Genomic DNA, 18,463 nt, shown 5'->3' on the forward strand with positions numbered 1-18,463 from the left:
GGCAGGAGAGGATGCCGCAATGACCTTGCCGCCCGGCAAACTCTTTCTCGTTGCCGCCATTCTGTTCGTCGCCGCCCTCGCTCAGACCGCCGGTCCGTCCTCTTTGCCGGCCTCCGCCGACCATCTGGTCGCGTCCGGGCCGGCCGGGCCGCCGCCGTCGCTGAAGATCTCGACGGTGTCGAAGACCTCGGCCAAGCCGGTACACAGGACCGGGCGGAAGAGCCAGCGGACGGGCTCGACGGCGGTCGCTGACGACTGGACGCTGGCGAACGACGGCAAGGTGCTCTACCTGACCTTCGACGACGGGCCGCAGGTCACGTACACGCCCCAGGTGCTGGCCGTGCTCGCCCGCCATCACGCGAAGGCGACGTTCTTCGTACTCGGGCGCGAGGCGGCCGCCCACCCGGAACTGGTCGCGCTGACCCGCCGCCAGGGTCACCACATCGGCAACCACACCTGGGACCACCCGATGCTCACGCATCTGCCGCTGAAGCGGATCCGCGAGGAGATCTTCAGCGGGGTGAAGTCGAAGTGCTTCCGGCCGCCGTACCGCGACACGAACGCGACGGTGGCAGCGGTCGCGGCGGCGAACCACCAGCGGCAGATCCTCTGGGACGTCGACACCAACGACTGGGAGAAGCCCGGCGCGGCGGCGATCGAGCACGAGATCCTGCGCGGCGCCCGCCCCGGCGCGATCATCCTGATGCACGACGGCGGCGGCACCCGCACCCAGACCGTCGCGGCCCTCGACCGGGCGCTCACCAAGCTGACCGCCCGCGGCTACACCTTCCGGGCCCTCCCCTGCTAACTCGTCACCGAGGCCTTGCCGCCTGAGAAGTGCTTCAGGGCCTGGTCGATGACGTGGACCGGCTGGTCCAGGGCCTTGACCAGGTACAGGCCGGTCGGTTTGAGCAACGGGCTCGGCTTCACGACCGTACGCACCGCAGGCTGATCCAGACCCCGTACGCCGGCGGTGGTCGCCCCGATCCCGGGGGCCAGCTGTAGCTCGAGGACGAACTGCCCGAAGATCTTGACCTGCTTGAACCCCTTGACCGCGCTCCACGGCAGGATCACCGGGTACGCCGCGCCCTCGCACGCCAGCTCCAGCGCCTTGGGCGACATCCGCATCGCCACCGGCGGCAACTCGTTGGCCGCGAACCACCGCTGCCGCTCGTTGTCCAACTTGAGCGCCAGCAGCGTACTGACCACCAGCGGAGCCATCGCCGCGATCAGCAACAACGAGAACGGCCACATCCCGGCCCCCTGGAACGCGATCAGCGCATACAACGCCAGCACGATGCCCACAGCACCGATCACCAACGTCACCCAGGCCCCCCGCCGCTGCACCTTGCTCACCACAGCCCGCCGCTGCACCACCGCACCCCGATCGATGCCGACCACAAACGTCTGCACCGGAACTTGATCGCTCATCCCCCAACCCTCTCAGCCCCCAGGTCCCCCCGCCCACCGACACGGCCCCCACGCACCAGGTACTCCCCACGCCTGCCGCAACGTCCGCTCCTTCGTCGCTCCCTCTGCGGCTAGCTCCCACCCACCCCGGGCGCGGGCTACTTCGTCGCCCGCTTGGTGCGACCACCGAGCAGGCTGGCCGTGTCGCCGAGTGCAAGTGACTGCACCTGGTGGCCGGTCTCCTGGCCAGGTGTACTCGCCACGCCTGCCGGGACCGTTGACTCGCAGCCGAGTACCCGATCCCTGCAGGGAGGTGGATGAGGTCGGTCGCGTCGCCGTGGGCCGGTGGGGCACTACGGTGGCGGGTATGCGTACCTTGCACGTCGGGTTGCGGGTCAGTGAGTTGGAGCGGTCGCTCGCGTTCTATACCGCGGTCGGCTACGAGGTCGTCGGGACCGTTGAAGGCACGGCGTACGGGACTCTGACCATGCTTCAGCTGCCCGGCGACGACTTCGTGACCATCGAGCTGGTCTACGACCCGGCGACCGGCCCGACCGGTCCCGGGGTCGGTATCAACCATCTGGTGATCCAGGTCGAGTCCCTGGACGAGACCCGGGCCGATCTGGCCGCCAAGGGGATCGAGGCCGGGCCGGTCGAGACCCCCGGCCCACGAACCTGCTGGATCACCGACCCGGACGGCTACCGCATCGAACTCGTCCAATGGCCGGCCGGCCACCCAGACGGCATCACCAAGGCCGACTTCGCCTGACCGGCCGCCGCGCGAGGGCGGCTGGCCTCCTAGTTCTTGATCTCGTAGTGAAGAAGTACCAGGCCGTTGCCGAAGGAAGTGGCTTCGAGCACCTTCAGGTTCCGGGTGTCCTCGAAGATCCGGGTCCCCTTGCCGCGCGAGGCCGGGCAGACCAGCATCCGTACTTCGTCGACGACGCCGGCGCTCAGCAGCGAGTGCATAAGTTTCAGACTCCCCCACAGCCAGAGATCCTTGCCCTCCCGCTCCTTGAGCTCCCGGACGGTGGCGACCGGGTCGCGCGTCACGGTCGCGGCGGAGAAGTCACCCCACGGAGCGTCATCCAGCCTCGACGAAGCGACGTACTTGGTGAGGTTGTTGACCTTCTCGCCCCACTCACCCTGCTCCTCCGCATACGGCCAGTAGCCCTTGGCCTGGTGATAGGTGTTCGCGCCGAGAATCATCGTGTCGATCGAGTCACCGAACCCCATCATGCTCGCCTTGAACGCCGGATCGGTCTTCTCCGAAAACGGCTCCCCCGACACAAAACTCAGCCCGCCATCCTCCTCCGCCGCGATGCCGTCGACAGTCACCCACTGCTGCACTACAAGCTTGCGCATGCCATTCCTCCGTACGAACGACGCACGACCACACCGGCCGCTTCTCACCCATGGACGGAGCCATCACGCAACTCTCGACATCCCAGCGCCAACAAACCTGCGGCTCAGGTTGAGTGAGGGTGCGCGGGTTGGCGGTAGAGCCAGGGGTGGAGGAGCTAGGTGGTGGTGGGAGGGTTGAGAAAGCTTCGGCCTCGGTCAGGAGTGAGCGGAGGGTGCCGGAGTTCTCCCAGGCGTCCAGCGACGCCGCGTCGGCGAAGCGGTGGACGAAGCTGAAGATGTTCGATCCGGACCCTTCCGGGCTCAGAACGACCACCCCGAGATTGTTCGGTGCGGCTTCGGCGGCGGTGATCATCCGGATCAGCCACTGGCGGTAGTCGGCTTCACGGCCCGGGGCGACGACTCGCGAGATCAGCACCGTCACCGGGTCGGTCCGGACGGCGGCGTTCGGCGGTACGGACTCAAGCGACATCGCAGCCATCCCTAGCTCTCCGGCTCGAACAAGTCGAGCACACCCCGCTCAGTCTCCAATGTCCGAACAAGCTGCGCCACAATCTGCCGGCTCCCAAGCCGACGGAACCGGTCTAGACCGATTCATTTCGGGGGCGGGCCGGGTCTACCTGTCATGACGGAAAACAGCAGTCACCGGCTGGTGCAGTCGGTTCTTGTGTCACTCAATGGCGTCATCGGCGAGCCGTTGGCGTGGGCCGGGCCCTACTTCGGCGAAGGGAGCGCGACCCACTCACTGGCCGCGCTGCAACGCAGCGACGGCTTCCTGATGGGACGGCGTACGTACGAGATCTTCGCCCGGCAATGGCCGGCCGCGACCGGCCCGTACGCCGACGCCCTCAACCGGGCGAAGAAGTACGTGTTCTCGTCGACCTTGCGGGAAGCGGAGTGGAACAACACGACGGTCATCTCCGGCGATGTCGTCGAGGCAGTGCGTACCCTGAAGCAGAGCAACGACCTGCTGTTCTACGGGCATGGGCAGTTCGGGCAGACCCTCGTCGACGCGGGGCTGGTCGACGAACTGACGCTCACGCTGGTACCGGTCTTCGTACCAGGCGGCACGCCGCTCTTCCGCGACGGAGGCGAGAGCAGACGCTGGGAACTCGTCCAGGCCGGCCCCGGCCACGACCCCGGTCTGGTCAGCCTCACGTACCGGCCCGCTTCCTCCGACACCGTTCAGGACCCTGCTGCATGATCTCCAGCGACGACCGCGATCAGTTCCTCGAGGACACCGACCAGTACCGCCGGGAGCTGATCGCGCATTGCTACAAGATGGTCGGCTCACTGCACGAGGCCGAGGACATCGTGCAGGAGACGCTGCTGCGGGCCTGGCGCAAACAGGAGTCGTTCGAAGGGCGATCCTCTATGCGCACCTGGCTCTACCGGATCGCGACCAACCAGTGCCTGACCGTCCTCGGGTCGCGCCAGCGCCGCGTGCTGCCATCGGGGCTGCTCGGGCCTGGGCAGGATCCCGACGTACCGATGGCTCCCACGAGTGAGGACAGACTCTGGCTGGATCCCCTGCCCGAGTCGGTACTGGTTCCAGCCGGCGGCGAGGATCCGGCCGATGTCGTGGCGGCCCGTTCGAGCCTGCGGCTTGCGCTCGTGGCCAGCCTGCAACACCTGGCGCCGCGGCAGCGTGCGGTCCTCATCCTGCGCGAGAGCCTGGGGTATCCGGCGTCCGAGGTCGCCGAGATGCTCGAGATGTCGGTACCTGCGGTCCGCAGCGCGCTGCAACGGGCGCGGGCGAGGATCGGCGACATCGCCCCCGCGACCGACGAGGTGGTCGAGCCGGACTCTCCCGAGGCGCGAGCGATCCTGAACCGGTACATGGACGCCTTCGAGCGCGCCGATGTCGAGGCGATGAACGAACTGCTCCGGTCCGACGCGAAGCTGGAGTTCGTGCCGTCGGAGGTCTGGTTCCAGGGCAAGGTCACCTGCGTCGGCCATCTGCGGGGACGCGTGATGACCGAGCCAGGGCTGTACCGGATGCTGCCGACGATCGCGAACGGGCAGCCCGCGGCCGCCGCGTACTACCGCCCGACGACCGACGACGACTTCGCCGCGTTCGCGATCGCCGTACTGACGGTCGACCGGCAGCACATCCGCGCGCTCACCGTCTTCGCCGAGCCGGAACTCGTTACCAGGTTCGGTTTTCCCCGCACCCAACCTGCTTAGCCGATGCATTTCGGCCGGTCGGGAGGTCTGTCTCTTCGAGCGACTTCCCCGTGGGGATCGCGATCCGTACTCCCTCGAGAGGACCTCAGGTGAAACTCAGCCTGTACATCCCGACCGGCACCACAAGTGAGTTCCACGGCTACACCGACCCGATGGCCGCCTTCGACAAGATCAGGGAGCTGACCGTCGCCGCGGACGAGAGCGGCTTCGAGACGATCTGGGCACCGGACCACTTCATGCCGTTCGGGCCGCCCGGCGCGTACGTCTTCGAGGCCTGGACGACGCTGTCGGCGCTGGCCCGGGAGACGACCCGGATCCGCCTCGGCCAGCTCGTCACCGGCAACGGCTACCGCAATCCCGCCCTGCTGGCCAAGATGGCCTCGACGCTGGACGTGATCGCGCGCGGGCGGTTCACGTTCGGCATCGGCGCGGGGTGGTACGAGGACGAATACGTTGCCTTCGGCTATGACTTTCCCACGGCACCGGAACGGCTGAAGCGGCTGGAGGAGTCGCTGCAGATCGCGCACTCGATGTGGACCGAGCCGTCGACGACCTTCAACGGCGAGTACTTCCGGACCTCGGGCGTCGTCAATCAGCCGGCGGGGGTGCAGACCCCGCACGTCCCGGTGATGATCGCCGGCGGCGGCGAGAAGGTCACCCTCAAGCTGGTCGCGAAGTACGGCGACCTGTGCAACGTCCAGGAGCCGCCGGACGAGGTGGCCCGCAAGTACGACGTACTCGCGAAGCACTGCGAGACCGTGGGCCGGGACTTCGGCTCGATCACCAAGACGTCGACGTCGTACTGCATCATCGCCGACACCGACGAAGAGGCCCGCGCCGCCGTCCCACCCTGGGCCCCGATGGTCTTCCCCGGCGACCTCGGCGCCTACGGCCTGATCGGCACGATCGACACCATCCGCCAACGCCTCGCCGTCTACGAGTCCACCGGCGTCGACGAACTGATCATCGGCTTCCAAGACGCCCTCAACCCCGAAACAATCCGCCGCTTCGCCAAGGAGTTCATCACCTCCTGACGACGAGATCCTCCCTGGCGTGGGCGGGTTTACAGGCGGCGGCCTGCCCACGTCCAGGCGTAGACGCCGTCGTCTACTGCTGCGCCGCCTTCGCCTAGTTCGAGGGGGCGGAAGGTGTCGACCATGACTGCCAGTTCCTCGAAGGATTCGGCGCCGAGGGAGGCTTCGATGGCGGCGGGTTGCGGGCCGTGGGCGTAGCCGCCGGGGTGCAGGGAGATGGAACCCAGGGCTATCCCGGAACCCTTGCGGGCCTCGTAGTCGCCGCCGCAGTAGAACATGACCTCGTCCGAGTCGACGTTCGAGTGGTAGTACGGCACCGGCACGGACAGCGGGTGGTAGTCGACCTTGCGGGGGACGAAGTTGCAGATGACGAAGTTGTTGGCTTCGAAGACCTGGTGCACTGGTGGCGGCTGGTGGATGCGGCCCGTGATCGGCTCGAAGTCGCTCACGTTGAAGGTGTACGGGTAGAGGCAACCGTCCCAGCCGACCACGTCGAAAGGATGCGTCGCGTACGTCATCCGGCTGCCCACGATGCCGCCGGCGCCGTTGCCGCGATGCTTGACGAGCACCTCGACATCATTGCCTTCGACAACGAACACCGAGCCCGGCGCGTGCAGGTCGCGCTCGCAGTACGGAGCGTGCTCGAGGAACTGGCCGAACCGGCTCAGATACCGCTTCGGCGGTGCGATGTGGCTGTTCGCCTCGATGCAGTACGCCTGTACGCCGTCCGCGCCCGGCAGCCAGCGATGCGTGGTGGCCCGGGGGATGATCACGTAGTCGCCCTCGGCGGCCTCCAGAACGCCGAACACCGTCTCCACCACAGCCGACCCGCGCTCGATGTAGACGCACTCGTCACCGATCGCGTTGCGGTAGTACGGCGAGACCTCCTGCGCCATGACGTACGAGATCCGGACGTCGCCGTTGCCCAGCACCAGCCGGCGATGCTCGACGACGTTGTTGCCCGCGCCGGTCGGGAAGAGGTCGTGCAGCTTGAGGTGCCGCGGTGTCAGCGGATGGTTCGGGACCGTCGCCAGATCCGGCAACTCCCAGACCTGGGAATCGACGATCGCCGACGGCACCCCCGCGTGGTACAGCAGCGACGAGTCCGACGAGAACCCCTCCTCCCCCATCAGCTCCTCGTAGTACAGCCCGCCGTCCGGGGTGCGGAACTGCGTGTGCCGCTTCGGCGGAATCTGACCTGCCTGCCGGTAGTACGCCATAACACCCAACCTATCCGATATCCGAACACAAGTGTCCGCTTACCGAAAGCATCCGTTAGGCTCGGAGTCATGTCAACCATCCCTGCCCTGTTCCGGCACCTGGTCGACGACGCGGCGATGTTCCCGCCCGGCGACCTTCCCCTGGTCGAGGCCGTGGCCGCCCACCGGGCCCACCGCCAGGCGCCGTACGCCGAACTCGTCGGCCCGCTGATCTGCACCGACGACAACCTGATGAAGGTCGCCGCCGAAGCCGCGAAGGCCGGCAGCCCACTCGAGGTCTCCGTCGTGATCACCGGCGGCGCCGGCGGGATCGAACCGGCCATCCGGTACGGCGACCGCTCGGCCGACCTGGTCGTGAAGTCGATCGAGGTGCGGCTGCGTGACGAGGACGACCTGTCCCGCAACGCGCTCCGCGTGGTCCGCGCCTGCGACGACTGCGTGGACGAGGAGAGCGCCTTCGTCGAGATCGGCCTGGACGGCGCCTGGGAGCGGGCGCTCGACGTCGTCGCCGACGCCGGGTACCACGCCAAGCTGCGCACCGGCGGCCTCGACGCCTCCCTCTTCCCGTCAGCCGACCAGGTCGCCGCCTTCATCACCGCCTGCCTCGACCGCGAGGTGGCCTTCAAGTGCACGGCAGGGCTGCACAACGCCGTCCGCCACACCGCCGAAGACACCGGCTTCGAGCACCACGGCTTCCTCAACGTCCTGCTCGCCACCCGCGCCTCTCTCGACGGCGCCGGCCAGGACGAGGTAGCCGCCGTACTCGAGAACCGCGACGGCGAAGGCCTGGCAGCGACGGCGGCGCAACTCACCGAGGAACAGGCCAACGGGACCAGGCGCTGGTTCACGAGCTTCGGCTCCTGCAGCATCGACGAACCCCGCCACGACTTGACCGCACTGAAGCTCTTGGAGAACTCGTGACCTGGATCGACATCCCCGCGAACGCAACGTTCGGCCCCGAGACGCTGCCGCTCGGCATCTTCCGGACCGGCGACGAGGAGCCGAGGGTGGGCGCGGCGATCGGCGACCAGGTCATCGATCTCGCCCCGCTCGCCTCGGCGCAGATGCTCGACGGCGCGCAGGTCTTCACCGAGCCGACACTGAACGCGTTCCTCGAGCAGGGGCGACCGGCCTGGCACGCGACCCGGGAATGGCTGCTGGACCTGGTCCGCAACGAGAACAACCGCGACGCCGTCGAGCCTCACCTGATCCCCCTCGCTCAGGTGACGATGCAGCTGCCGTTCGAGGTGGCCGACTACGTCGACTTCTACGCCTCGGAGCACCACGCGAGCAACGTCGGAAGGCTGTTCCGCCCCGATGCCGAGCCGCTGCTGCCGAACTGGAAGCACCTCCCGGTCGGGTACCACGGCCGGGCCGGCACAGTCGTTGCCAGCGGCACCGACATCGTCCGGCCGAGCGGTCAGCGCAAGGCGCCGGGCGACGACCGTCCGGCGTACGGACCGTCGCAACGGCTCGACATCGAGGTGGAGCTCGGGTACGTCGTCGGCAAGCCGTCCCAACTCGGCAGCCGCGTCGGGGTCGAGGACTTCAAGGATCACGTGTACGGCGTGGTGTTGCTCAACGACTGGTCGGCGCGCGACATCCAGGCGTGGGAGTACGTCCCGCTCGGCCCGTTCCTGGGCAAGTCGTTCGCCACCTCGATCTCCCCGTGGGTCATCCCGCTGGAGGCGCTCGAGGCGGCCGAGGTCGCCCTGGGCCGACAAGACCCGCCGGTACTTCCGTACCTGGCAAGTGACCGCCTCACCAACCTGGACATCACCTTCGAGGTCTACTGGAACGGCGAGCTCGTCAGCAGCCCGCCCTACCGCGAGATGTACTGGTCCCCGGCGCAGATGCTCGCCCACCTCTCGGTCAACGGCGCGTCGGTCCGCACCGGCGATCTGTACGCCTCCGGCACCGTCTCGGGCGCTGACAAGAACCAGCGTGGCTCCTTCCTCGAGCTCAGCTGGGGCGGCCGCGAACCGGTCACCGTCAAGGGCGAGGACCGCACCTTCCTCCAGGACGGCGACGAGGTCACCATCACCGCCACCGCCACGACCACCGACGGCACCAAGCTCCCCCTCGGCGCAGTCACCGGCCGCATCCTCCCCGCCGTCTGAAACCGGCCCTCAGACCGGCTGGTCCGGTCTGAGGGTCGACTTAATCGTTCACCAATGTTGTTCATTAGTGTTCGTTTCTATTGACTAGTTAGCGGTTATGTACGCAGAATCCGTGACACAGTGACCCGCCCGTCAGGAGTCCCACCGTGTCTCGACCTGTACTTCCGTCCTTGGCAGCAGCCGCGCTGGCCGCCGGCCTGCTAGTCGCCATACCGCCGTCAGCCGCCACCGCAACCCCAGCGGCAGCGACCGACCTCACGCTCACCTCACCCGAGCTCACCGTCACCGTCGCCACCGATTTCCCCCGCGTCATCCGGTACGCCGACAACGCCACCGGCCGGCAACTGGGCGGCCAGCCCGACGTGATCTCCACCGTCACCGTCAACGGGGTCGCCCGAGCAGCCCACCTGACCGAGCCGCCAACCACGACGGCCGGCAAAGCGCAGTACAAGCTGGCCTTCGACGCGCTCCCCGGTGTCGAGCTGGACGCCAGCCTCGCGCTGACCGGCCGGGGTGACCACCTTCAGCATCGACGCCGTCCGCGACACCGCGACGAGCCGCGTGAACACGCTCGACATCCCGAACCAGGACCTGGTCTCCGTCGCGAGCACCGACCCAGGCGCGACCACCGCCTTCACCACGCTCGACCCCGACTCCACCCGGACCGCGGACAAGATCACCCCGGTCACCACGGCGACGGCAGCAGAGCCGACCGCCACCGGAGCGGCGTACGCGTTCGTGAACACAAGCGGTCTGGCCGCCGGGATCGAGTCGAACTCCACCTACGACAAGCCGTCCGGGCAGTCCGTCGACGACGGCGCGCGGTTCTGGCACCAGGCCCGCAAGGCGGCCGACGGGACCAGCCGGGTCGGCGTGTGGAGTGGGCAATGGACCTACCGCGCCGACACCTCGCCGTACACCGAACCGCTGCCGTGGGCGAAGGTGGTGGTGACGCCGGACGCCAACAACGACAAGACCGTCGACTGGCAGGACGGCGCCATCGCCTTCCGCGAGATCATGGTCGAGCCGAAGGGTGGCGACCAGGTCAAGGACCGGGTGATCACCCACATCCCGTTCAACTTCGCCAGCCAGGCGACGCATCCGTTCCTGCGCACGCTGGACGACGTCAAGCGGATCTCCCTCTCGACCGACGGCCTTGGCCAGCTGGCCGTCCTCAAGGGATACGGTTCGGAAGGACATGACTCTGCCCACCCGGACTACGGCGGCAATTACAACCTCCGGGCCGGTGGACTCACCGACCTCAACACCCTGCTGAAGCAGGGCAAGGACTACAACGCGGCGTTCGGCGTGCACGTCAACGCGACCGAGTCCTACCCCGAGGCCAACGCGTTCAGCGAGGACCTGGTCGACAAGACCAGCAAGGGCTGGAACTGGCTGAACCAGAGCTACTACATCAAGCAGCGCCCTGACCTTGCCTCTGGCAACATCGTCAAGCGGTTCCAGCAACTGCGCGACGAGACGGACAAGAACCTGCAGGAGCTGTACATCGACGTGTACTACCAGTCCGGCTGGCTGGCCGACGGCCTCACCCGGCAGCTCGCCGACCAGGGCTGGCAGATCGCCACCGAGTGGGCCGACCGGCACGAGCGCACCTCGCTGTGGTCGCACTGGGCCAACGACCTCGACTACGGCGGTCCCACCAACAAGGGCCTCAACTCCCAGATCATCCGGTTCGTCCGCAACCACGAGAAGGACGTCTGGAACGCCGACCCGATCCTCGGCCAGTCGTCGATCGTCGAGTTCGAGGGCTGGACCGGCGAGACCGACTGGAACACCTTCTACGCCAACATCTGGCAGAAGAACCTGCCGGCCAAGTTCCTCCAGCAGCAGAAGATCGTCGACTGGAACGCCGGCCAGATCACCTTCACCGGCGGTGTCAGCGGAGCCGTCGCCAACGGCAAGCGCAGCATCAGCGTCGGTGACGCGAAGGTGCTCGACGGCGACAAGTACCTGCTGCCCTGGGACGGCAACAAGAAGCTCTACCACTACAACCCGGCCGGCGGCACGACCACCTGGCAGGTCCCGTCGGCCTTCACCACCGACCGCTTCACCGTCTACAAGCTCACCGACACCGGCCGCATCCGGATCGGCACCGCGCCGGTCCGCAACGGCTCCATCACCCTGACTGCGCAAGCTGGTCAGCCATACGTCCTGTACCCGACGCAGGCCCCGCGTCTGGCCGACCCGCAGTGGGGGCAGGGCAGCCACCTGGAGGACCCCGGCTTCAACGCCGGTGACCTGCGCGCCTGGAAGCCGACCGGCAACGCCTCGATCGCCACTCTCGAGAACGGTCAGCACGTCGCCGAACTCGGCGCCGGACAGACCACGCTCAACCAGCGCATCCGCGACCTCACCCCGGGCCGCACCTACAGCGCCTCCGCCTGGATCGAGATCGAGCCGGGCAAGACCCGCTCGACGACGCTCGACGTCAACGGCACCTCGGTCGTCGTCGATCGCTCGACCGCGATGAACCGAGTCGCCTCCGACGACAAGCAGGACCTGTACTACCAACGCGCCCGCGTCGTCTTCGAGGCCACGGGCACGACAGCGGAGCTGAAGATCGGAGTCGTCGCCGGCGCGGCCAAGGTCCGGCTGGACGACGTACGGGTGGTGGAGACCAAGCGCCCGGCCGCTGGACTTGTCGACGACTTCGAGAACGTCGACCAGGGCTGGGGGCCGTTCGTCAAGGGCGATGCGGGTGGCACGACCGACCCGCGGACCGTACTGGCCAAGAAGCACGCGCCGTACACGCAAGCCGGCTGGAACGGGAAGCTCGTCGACGACGTGCTGGACGGTGACTGGTCGCTGAAGTCCCATGAGGAGAACGAGGGGCTCGTCTACCGGACGACCCCCGCGACCGTTCCGTTCACGCCGGGACACAAGTACAAGGTCAGCTTCGACTACGAGAACGGCGTCGCCGGTCAGTACACCTGGGTGCAAGGTGTGGATCGCCCTGACTCCGTCGAGGTGAAGGCGACTCCGATCGGGGCGCAGCGGACGAAGGCGACGTTCAGCCAGGAGTTCGTGGCCGGTTGCGGCGGCGACTACTGGGTCGGTCTGCGCAAGCTCTCCTCCGGTGGCGACCAGGCCGACTTCGTGATCGACGACTTCGCGGTCACCGACCTCGGCGCTTCGAGCGAAGCCGCAGACTGTACTTCGCTGAGCCTGGCCGGCGCCGGCCTGAACGGCATGGTCTCCGGCGAGGAGAACACCGTCGTCAGCACCTTCACCAACAACGATGTGGTTGCCGTCGACAACATCACACTGGCGCTCACCGCGCCGGCAGGCTGGACGGTCACTGCTACTACTCCGGCAACTCACGCAACGGTTGCTGCGGGCACCAAGGTCACCACCTCGTGGGCCGTGACTCCGCCTGCCGGGACACCCGAGGGCAAGTACGTGCTCACGGCAACGGGTGGCCAGGCGACCACTTCAGCGGAGGCAACGGTGCTGCCGCCGGGGATCGTGCCGCAGTCGCGAATCACGGTGGCCGACGTCAGCAGCGAGGACGTCGCGACGGATGGCCCCGCGACGGCCGCACTGGACGGAAACCCTTCCACCATTTGGCATTCGGCCTGGTCGCAGGTGTCCACGCCGGCCACTTATCCGCATCACATCACGCTGGACCTCGGTACGGCGTACCAGGTGAACGGGTTCAGCTACCTGCCGCGGCAGAGTGGGACGAACGGGATGTTCAAGGGCTACGAGCTCTACGTCAGTACGGACGGGCAGAACTGGGGCACGCCGGTGAAGACCGGCCAGTTCCCCAACTCGACCGCCGTCCAGCGGCTCGACTTCACTCCGAAGACCGGCCGCTACGTGAAGTTCGTCGGCACCAGCTCACTGAACGGAGCAGTGTTCGGCTCTGCTGCTGAACTGAACGTCTACGGCACCAAGTAAACAAGAGAAAAGCGGCGCCAACTCCCCCGAGCTTGGCGCCGCTTTTCCTTGCCTCACTTGGTGATGCTGACCGACACCGCGGCGGAGGTCGCCTTGGCGGTGACGACGCGGAACTTGTTGACGCCGACCCGGCCGCTCTGCACCCAGACGGAGTAGGTCGACTTGCTGGTCACCTTGGTGGTGGCCGGGAAGTTGACCCACTTGCCGGCCTGCAGGCGCTGGACCTGGACGACCGAGCCCTTGGCCATCGCGGTGGTCTTGCCGGTGAAGGAGACCTTCGCCCACGCCTTCGCGGTGGCCTTGTCCGACTTGATCGTGATGGCCGGCTTGGCCGCGACGGTGGCGGAGACGGTGGTGGTCTGGTTCGGCGCGGCGTTGGCCTGCAGGGCGCCGGCGATGCCGACCCCACCGGCGGCCAGAGCGATACCGGCGACAACAGCGGCGGAACGACGAACGACCAGAGAGCGAGTGCGCATGATTGGTGGTTTCCCCTCGTGTGTATGGGGTTCTGGTGAACCCGACACAGTGGAGACGCCGCCACCTCGCGAAAGGTTGTGTTACGACTCCGTCTCAGGACTGTCGGGCAGAACCAGCCGGGCACAGGCGCCGCCACCGGGTGCGATCCCGAAGGTCAGCTCGGCGCCGAGCACCTTCGCGTGGCCGGCCGCGATGGTGAGCCCGAGGCCGTGCCCGACTCCTCGCTCGGCCACCCCGGACCGGAACCGACGGGGGCCCTCGGCAATCAATTCCTCCGGATACCCGTTGCCGTGGTCCACGACCTCGATGGTCCGGCCCTGGACGGTCACCTCGACCGGCGGACGGCCGTGGCGCAGGCCGTTGACGATCAGGTTCGCCAGGATCCGCTCGATCCGGCGCGAGTCGGTGGAGATCGTCTCCTCCCGGCCGAGCCGGTGCACGACGACACTGTCCGGCGCGAGCGACTGCTGCATCCGCAGCCGGCCGACGGCCGACCCGACGAAGGCGCCGAGCCCGACGTGCTCCAGGTCGGCCTGCTCGACGCCCGAGTCGAACCGGGCGATCTCCAGCAGGTCCTCGACCAGTCGCCGCAGGACCTTGGCGCGGTCACGTACGAGCTCGCTGGGCCTGCCTGGTGGTAGCAGCTCGGCGGCGGTCAGCAAGCCGGTGACCGGCGTGCGGAGGTCGTGGGCGACGTCCGCGGTGAAGCGCCGCTCGGCTTCCAGTTGGCCGCGCAGTGAGCTGGCCATCGTGTCCAGAGCTGTCGCCAGCGCCTGTACTTCATCCTTGCCCTTGCCCGCCGCGCCCGCCGCCGACGCGTCGAGGTCTCCCGCGGCGATGCGGCGCGCAGTACCGGCTACTGCCACGATCCGGCGGGACAGGCTGCCCGCGGCGATGACGCTGCCCAGGGCGACCAGCGCGACCGTGCCGATGCCGCCCAGGATCAGGGCCCGGCGCAGGGCGTTCATCGACGGGTCGTTGACGTCGTAGTCCTGCACGATCGACAGGATGCGGCCGTTCTTGACGCCGACCGCCGCCCACATCTTCGCGTTCGGCGCGGCGGTCTTGAAGGTGGCGCGCTTGCCGTTCATCACCGCGTCGCGCAGTGGCGGCGGCAGATCCGGGTCGTCCAGCCGCGCCCCGAACACCGGTACCTCGCTGCGGTCGTAGCTCTCCGCGGCAGCCTGGATCCGCTCGTCGGCGAAGCTGCGCGTGCGGTCCAGCCGGGCCGACTGGGCCTGGGTGTAGACCGCCACGCACAACACCAGAATCGCCAGCGACGAAACCAGTACGAAGATCAGGCCCAGCTTGCTCCGGAGGCCCATCAGGCGCGGAGCTTGTACCCGAATCCGCGCACGGTCTCGATTCGGTCCGCGCCGATCTTCGTCCGCAGCCGTTGCAGGTGGACGTCGACCAGGCGGCCGTCGCCGCCCCACTCGTAGTCCCAGACGCGCTGCAGCAGGGTGGACCTGCTCAGCACGACACCGGGGTTGTTGGCGAACTCGATCAGCAGCTTCAGCTCGGTCGGCGTGAGCTGAACCGTCGCACCGGCCCGCCGCACCTCCAGAGCCTCTCGATCCAGTTCCAGGTCGCCGAACGACTCCACGGTCGAGCCGGTGGCCGGAGTCGGCCGCTCAGGATCGGCCACCGCCCGCCGCATCACGGCACGCAGCCGGGCCACCAGTACCTGGGTGTCGAACGGCTTGGTGACGTAGTCGTCCGCGCCGGCCTCCAGCCCGAGGACGACGTCCAGCGCGTCACCGCGAGCGGACACCATCACGATCGGGACCGTGCTGCTCTCCCGGATCCGGCGGCAGACGGAGATGCCGTCCAGACCGGGCAGCATGATGTCCAGCATCACCGCGTCCGGATGGATCTTCTCGAAACTCTCGATCGCCTCCAGGCCGTCCTCGGCCGTCGTGACGTCGTACCCATGGCGTTCGAGGGTCAACTGGGTCGCCTCACGGATCACCGCGTCGTCCTCGACCATCAGGATGCGCGCTGCCGGTTCTTCCGGTACCACCGAAGTTCAGTCTCCCTTTTGATCCGTCGAGCTCACCTTGGTCATCCGACCATCGGCCCAACGGTAGACCTCGACGCGACTTCCGGACGGGCAACAGGGCCTGTCGGTCAGCGCGAATATCTGTGTCTCGACCACCAGGTCGCCCTGCTGGCTGGGACTGATCTTCAACTGATCGGCCTTCAAACTCCAAACCCGGCGCGGCCCGGTCGGCGAGTCGGCCATCAGAACGGCCCCGAAGACGAAGTTGTCGACCGTGTGGACCAGCACCACAAGTTGCGGCGTACCGGTCTTCATCACGTCGACGGCCACGCCCCGGGTCAGACAACGCAGGACGATCGTGCACCTGCCGATGATCTTCTTGAAGTACGGGTCGAGGCCCGGGTCGGCCCGCAGACTGTCCCGTACCTCCGGCAGGGTGATGTCCGAGGTGGCGACCTTGCCCGCGCTCGGGGCCGGCGTCGGCGCGAAGCCCTGCTTGGCCGACATCGACGGCGTCGCCGGACTGGTGGCCGGCTCGGCGCCCTCGACCCGCAGACCGGAGCCGTTCGCGCAGCCGGAGCCGACGACGAGAACGGCCAGCGCCAGTGCGGCGGGCAGCAACTGCCGTGCTCGCATGGGTGACCTCCTGCCTCGCCTCACGGTGTTCCCCCCGGTTTCAGACAACTGCCTTCCATAGTGCGGCCGGCACGTCACATTCGACGGCCATGAACGTCCAGTGGCCCCGGCAGTTGCGTTGCGGTTGAGTCACAGAAGATGAAAGAACCCTCACGAAACCACCTTGCCCGGATTCAGCAGGTTTTTCGGGTCCAGCGCGGCTTTGATCGCGCGGTGCACGGAGACCGCCACCGGGCCGATCTCCTCGACCAGCCAGTCGCGCTTGAGCATCCCGATGCCGTGCTCGCCGGTGATCGTGCCGCCGAGCTCCAGGCCGACCTCCATCACCTTGTCGAACGCTGCCTGGGCCCGGGCGGCCTGGTCCGGATCCTCCGCGTCGAACACCACGGTCGGATGCATGTTGCCGTCGCCCGCGTGCCCGAGCACCCCGATGGTGATGTCCAGGTCGAGCGAGATCTGCTCGACCGCGGCGATGAAGTCGGCCAGCCGCGAGCGCGGTACGCAGACATCGTCGATCATCGTCGTACCGAGCTGGTCCAGCGCGACCAGAGCCGCCCGCCGGGCCTCCAGCAGGAGCTCGCCCTCGGCCGGGTCGTCCGCCTCGATGCACTCGATCGCGCCGTACTCACGGCAGAGCTTCGCCACCGTCGCCACATCGGCGGCGCCGGCCTCACCGCCCGCGTCCGACTGGGCGATCAGCATCGCGGCGGCCTCGGTCGGCAGGTCCATCCGCTTGTAGGCGTTGACCGCCATGATCGTGGTCCGGTCCATGATCTCCAGCAGCGACAGCGAGACACCGCTGCGGATGATCTCGACGATCGCCTCGCCGGCCGTCCTGCCAGAGTCGAACAGGGCCGCCATCGTCCGTGGCCGGGCCGCCTCCGGGCGCAGCGCCAGGGTCGCCTCGGTGATGATGCCGAGAGTGCCTTCACTGCCGACAATCAGCTTGGTCAGGTCGTAGCCCGCGACGCCCTTGACGGTGCGCCGGCCGGTGCGCAGGACCTGGCCGTCGGCCAGTACGACCTCCAGGCCGAGCACGTAGTCGGTCGTCACCCCGTACTTGACGCAGCACAGGCCGCCCGAATTGGTCGACAGATTGCCGCCGATCGAGCAGAACTCCCAGCTCGACGGGTCGGGCGGGTAGAACATGCCCTGCTCGGCGACCGCTCGGGACAGCACGGCGTTGAACACGCCCGGCTGCGTCACGACGTACCGGTCGACGGTCTCGATCTGGAGGATCTTGTCCATCTTCTCGAGCGAGATGACCAGGCAGCCGTCGATCGCGTTGGCCGCGCCGGACAGCCCGGAGCGGGCACCTTGGGGCACGACCGGGACGCCCGCGTCGGCGGCGAGCTTCACCGCCGCCACGACGTGGGCCGTCTCCCGCGCGAGCACCACCGCGATCGGCTCACCGGCCGGGCAGAACATCGCCCGGTCGTACCGGTAGCTCTGGATCCGGTCCTGGTCGGTCACCAGCGCCTCCGGCGGCAATGCTTGCCGAAGGCGCTCGACTAGATCGTTCATATCCAGGAGCCTAGGCGGTTTTTTGTTGTGTGGCAGGTGCTCAGCGGGTCCTGCTGGTGGCGTTCTCCGAGATCTCCTCGTAGCCGCTGCCGTAGTTGTGGAACTCGCGCGCGATCGCAAGGAACGTGACGCCGCCGTTGGTGGACTTCACCTTCGGCGTCCGGCAGGTCCGCTGCCCGGCCGTCACGGCGCCGTTGCCGCCGCTGCTGTCACATGACAGCGTGCGGCCGGCATTGTTGCCGCCGTACTGGACCAGGTAGGCGTTGGCCCGCTGGTTCGCGGTGAGTCGCGGATTCATGGTGATCTCGGCCCAGTACTGCGAGCAGCTGTCCCGGACGAGCCGGACAGTGCCCCAGGTGGGTGGTCGGTGGTCGCGCAAGATGCTTGCGGACGAGATGGATGTCGCACCGCTGCAGCTCGCGGCAGGCGCCGCCTGAGCTGAGGTGGCCAGGGCGAACACGCCCGTTCCGGCCAGTCCCACGGTGCTGAGCACAATGCCCAGTGTCTTCATCGGAAAACCCTTCCTGAGCGCACGCCCCGACGTGCACTCATTGGGCAGAGTAGTCCAAC

Annotated in this window: 17 protein-coding genes and 2 pseudogenes; 9 read left to right on the top strand and 10 right to left on the bottom strand. The window is 67.8% G+C overall.

Annotated features, from left to right (window positions below; translation table 11 throughout):
- The first annotated feature begins 19 nt into the window (after window positions 1-19).
- Window positions 20-808, top strand: a complete 789-nt coding sequence (locus tag ACIA12_RS16620; protein WP_396367844.1) for a polysaccharide deacetylase family protein — start codon at window positions 20-22, stop codon at window positions 806-808.
- Here ACIA12_RS16620 and ACIA12_RS16625 read toward each other — a convergent pair.
- Complete coding sequence (locus ACIA12_RS16625) at window positions 805-1,431, bottom strand: hypothetical protein (protein ID WP_396367845.1); 627 nt, start codon at window positions 1,429-1,431, stop codon at window positions 805-807. The two genes, ACIA12_RS16620 and ACIA12_RS16625, sit on opposite strands and share 4 nt — an antisense overlap.
- A gap of 346 nt (window positions 1,432-1,777) precedes the next feature.
- Between ACIA12_RS16625 and ACIA12_RS16630 the strand changes: the two genes are divergently transcribed.
- A complete protein-coding gene (locus ACIA12_RS16630; protein ID WP_396367846.1) occupies window positions 1,778-2,179 on the top strand; it encodes a VOC family protein in 402 nt (133 codons plus the stop codon).
- A 29-nt stretch (window positions 2,180-2,208) separates the two neighbouring features.
- Here ACIA12_RS16630 and ACIA12_RS16635 read toward each other — a convergent pair whose 3' ends face one another.
- Together ACIA12_RS16635 and ACIA12_RS16640 are read right to left on the bottom strand one after the other, a co-directional pair.
- Complete coding sequence (locus ACIA12_RS16635; RefSeq protein ID WP_396367847.1) at window positions 2,209-2,775, bottom strand: dihydrofolate reductase family protein; 567 nt, start codon at window positions 2,773-2,775, stop codon at window positions 2,209-2,211.
- Between the two features lie 271 nt (window positions 2,776-3,046).
- Window positions 3,047-3,253, bottom strand: a pseudogene (locus tag ACIA12_RS16640) (hypothetical protein); the annotation flags it as partial.
- A gap of 144 nt (window positions 3,254-3,397) precedes the next feature.
- Between ACIA12_RS16640 and ACIA12_RS16645 the strand changes: the two are divergent.
- The 3 genes from ACIA12_RS16645 (at window position 3,398) to ACIA12_RS16655 (ending at window position 5,993) form a co-directional block, all read left to right on the top strand.
- Window positions 3,398-3,976 carry a dihydrofolate reductase family protein gene (locus ACIA12_RS16645; protein WP_396367848.1) on the top strand — a complete coding sequence of 193 codons (579 nt, stop codon included), beginning with the start codon at window positions 3,398-3,400 and terminating at the stop codon, window positions 3,974-3,976.
- Complete coding sequence (locus ACIA12_RS16650; RefSeq protein WP_396367849.1) at window positions 3,973-4,959, top strand: sigma-70 family RNA polymerase sigma factor; 987 nt, start codon at window positions 3,973-3,975, stop codon at window positions 4,957-4,959. The genes ACIA12_RS16645 and ACIA12_RS16650 overlap by 4 nt, the downstream gene beginning before the upstream one ends.
- Before the next feature lie 89 nt (window positions 4,960-5,048).
- Window positions 5,049-5,993 (top strand): LLM class F420-dependent oxidoreductase, encoded by a 945-nt coding sequence (locus ACIA12_RS16655; RefSeq protein ID WP_396367850.1) that lies wholly within the window; start codon window positions 5,049-5,051, stop codon window positions 5,991-5,993.
- 29 nt (window positions 5,994-6,022) lie between these two features.
- Here the strand turns inward: ACIA12_RS16655 and ACIA12_RS16660 are convergent, their stop codons facing one another.
- Window positions 6,023-7,213: a homogentisate 1,2-dioxygenase gene (locus tag ACIA12_RS16660; protein ID WP_396367851.1), complete on the bottom strand. Its 1,191-nt coding sequence runs from the start codon at window positions 7,211-7,213 to the stop codon at window positions 6,023-6,025.
- A gap of 69 nt (window positions 7,214-7,282) precedes the next feature.
- On the opposite strand from ACIA12_RS16660, the gene ACIA12_RS16665 reads away from it, so the two are divergent.
- The 4 genes and pseudogenes from ACIA12_RS16665 (at window position 7,283) to ACIA12_RS16680 (ending at window position 13,254) form a co-directional block, all read left to right on the top strand.
- Entirely contained in the window at window positions 7,283-8,134 is an 852-nt protein-coding gene (locus ACIA12_RS16665) for a hypothetical protein (RefSeq protein ID WP_396367852.1), read from the top strand.
- Window positions 8,131-9,333: a fumarylacetoacetase gene (gene fahA / locus ACIA12_RS16670; protein ID WP_396367853.1), complete on the top strand. Its 1,203-nt coding sequence runs from the start codon at window positions 8,131-8,133 to the stop codon at window positions 9,331-9,333. Before ACIA12_RS16665 ends, fahA begins: the two co-directional genes overlap by 4 nt.
- A 146-nt stretch (window positions 9,334-9,479) precedes the next feature.
- A pseudogene (locus ACIA12_RS16675) lies at window positions 9,480-9,776 on the top strand (hypothetical protein); the annotation flags it as partial.
- Between the two features lie 118 nt (window positions 9,777-9,894).
- A complete protein-coding gene (locus tag ACIA12_RS16680) occupies window positions 9,895-13,254 on the top strand; it encodes an endo-alpha-N-acetylgalactosaminidase family protein (protein ID WP_396367854.1) in 3,360 nt (1,119 codons plus the stop codon).
- Window positions 13,255-13,307: 53 nt separating this feature from the next.
- Here ACIA12_RS16680 and ACIA12_RS16685 read toward each other — a convergent pair whose 3' ends face one another.
- The 6 genes from ACIA12_RS16685 to ACIA12_RS16710 form a co-directional block, all read right to left on the bottom strand.
- On the bottom strand, window positions 13,308-13,730 hold the full coding sequence (locus tag ACIA12_RS16685) for a hypothetical protein (RefSeq protein ID WP_396367855.1): 423 nt from the start codon (window positions 13,728-13,730) through the stop codon (window positions 13,308-13,310).
- 81 nt (window positions 13,731-13,811) lie between these two features.
- Complete coding sequence (locus tag ACIA12_RS16690; protein WP_343980354.1) at window positions 13,812-15,056, bottom strand: HAMP domain-containing sensor histidine kinase; 1,245 nt, start codon at window positions 15,054-15,056, stop codon at window positions 13,812-13,814.
- Window positions 15,056-15,754, bottom strand: a complete 699-nt coding sequence (gene cseB / locus ACIA12_RS16695) for a two-component system response regulator CseB (protein ID WP_396367856.1) — start codon at window positions 15,752-15,754, stop codon at window positions 15,056-15,058. The genes ACIA12_RS16690 and cseB overlap by 1 nt, the downstream gene beginning before the upstream one ends.
- A 6-nt stretch (window positions 15,755-15,760) precedes the next feature.
- Window positions 15,761-16,369: a hypothetical protein gene (locus tag ACIA12_RS16700; RefSeq protein ID WP_396367857.1), complete on the bottom strand. Its 609-nt coding sequence runs from the start codon at window positions 16,367-16,369 to the stop codon at window positions 15,761-15,763.
- A gap of 150 nt (window positions 16,370-16,519) precedes the next feature.
- Complete coding sequence (locus tag ACIA12_RS16705) at window positions 16,520-17,893, bottom strand: FAD-binding oxidoreductase (protein ID WP_396367858.1); 1,374 nt, start codon at window positions 17,891-17,893, stop codon at window positions 16,520-16,522.
- Between the two features lie 40 nt (window positions 17,894-17,933).
- The gene (locus ACIA12_RS16710; RefSeq protein ID WP_396367859.1) at window positions 17,934-18,404 is read right to left on the bottom strand and encodes a hypothetical protein; all 471 of its coding nucleotides are present in this window, start codon (window positions 18,402-18,404) and stop codon (window positions 17,934-17,936) included.
- Between the last annotated feature and the right edge of the window lie 59 nt (window positions 18,405-18,463).

This window comes from Kribbella sp. NPDC051620 (assembly GCF_044453825.1).
GTDB lineage: Bacteria > Actinomycetota > Actinomycetes > Propionibacteriales > Kribbellaceae > Kribbella.

Bases quoted from the DNA above. Each gene is read 5' to 3' on its own strand.
- ACIA12_RS16710 (WP_396367859.1), bottom strand. From the start codon at position 18,404: ATGAAGACACTGGGCATTGTGCTCAGCACCGTGGGACTGGCCGGAACG.
- ACIA12_RS16705 (WP_396367858.1), bottom strand. From the start codon at position 17,893: ATGAACGATCTAGTCGAGCGCCTTCGGCAAGCATTGCCGCCGGAGGCG.
- ACIA12_RS16630 (WP_396367846.1), top strand. From the start codon at position 1,778: ATGCGTACCTTGCACGTCGGGTTGCGGGTCAGTGAGTTGGAGCGGTCG.
- ACIA12_RS16660 (WP_396367851.1), bottom strand. From the start codon at position 7,213: ATGGCGTACTACCGGCAGGCAGGTCAGATTCCGCCGAAGCGGCACACG.
- ACIA12_RS16620 (WP_396367844.1), top strand. From the start codon at position 20: ATGACCTTGCCGCCCGGCAAACTCTTTCTCGTTGCCGCCATTCTGTTC.
- ACIA12_RS16635 (WP_396367847.1), bottom strand. From the start codon at position 2,775: ATGCGCAAGCTTGTAGTGCAGCAGTGGGTGACTGTCGACGGCATCGCG.
- ACIA12_RS16685 (WP_396367855.1), bottom strand. From the start codon at position 13,730: ATGCGCACTCGCTCTCTGGTCGTTCGTCGTTCCGCCGCTGTTGTCGCC.
- ACIA12_RS16665 (WP_396367852.1), top strand. From the start codon at position 7,283: ATGTCAACCATCCCTGCCCTGTTCCGGCACCTGGTCGACGACGCGGCG.
- ACIA12_RS16700 (WP_396367857.1), bottom strand. From the start codon at position 16,369: ATGCGAGCACGGCAGTTGCTGCCCGCCGCACTGGCGCTGGCCGTTCTC.
- ACIA12_RS16650 (WP_396367849.1), top strand. From the start codon at position 3,973: ATGATCTCCAGCGACGACCGCGATCAGTTCCTCGAGGACACCGACCAG.
- ACIA12_RS16645 (WP_396367848.1), top strand. From the start codon at position 3,398: ATGACGGAAAACAGCAGTCACCGGCTGGTGCAGTCGGTTCTTGTGTCA.
- ACIA12_RS16625 (WP_396367845.1), bottom strand. From the start codon at position 1,431: ATGAGCGATCAAGTTCCGGTGCAGACGTTTGTGGTCGGCATCGATCGG.
- ACIA12_RS16690 (WP_343980354.1), bottom strand. From the start codon at position 15,056: ATGGGCCTCCGGAGCAAGCTGGGCCTGATCTTCGTACTGGTTTCGTCG.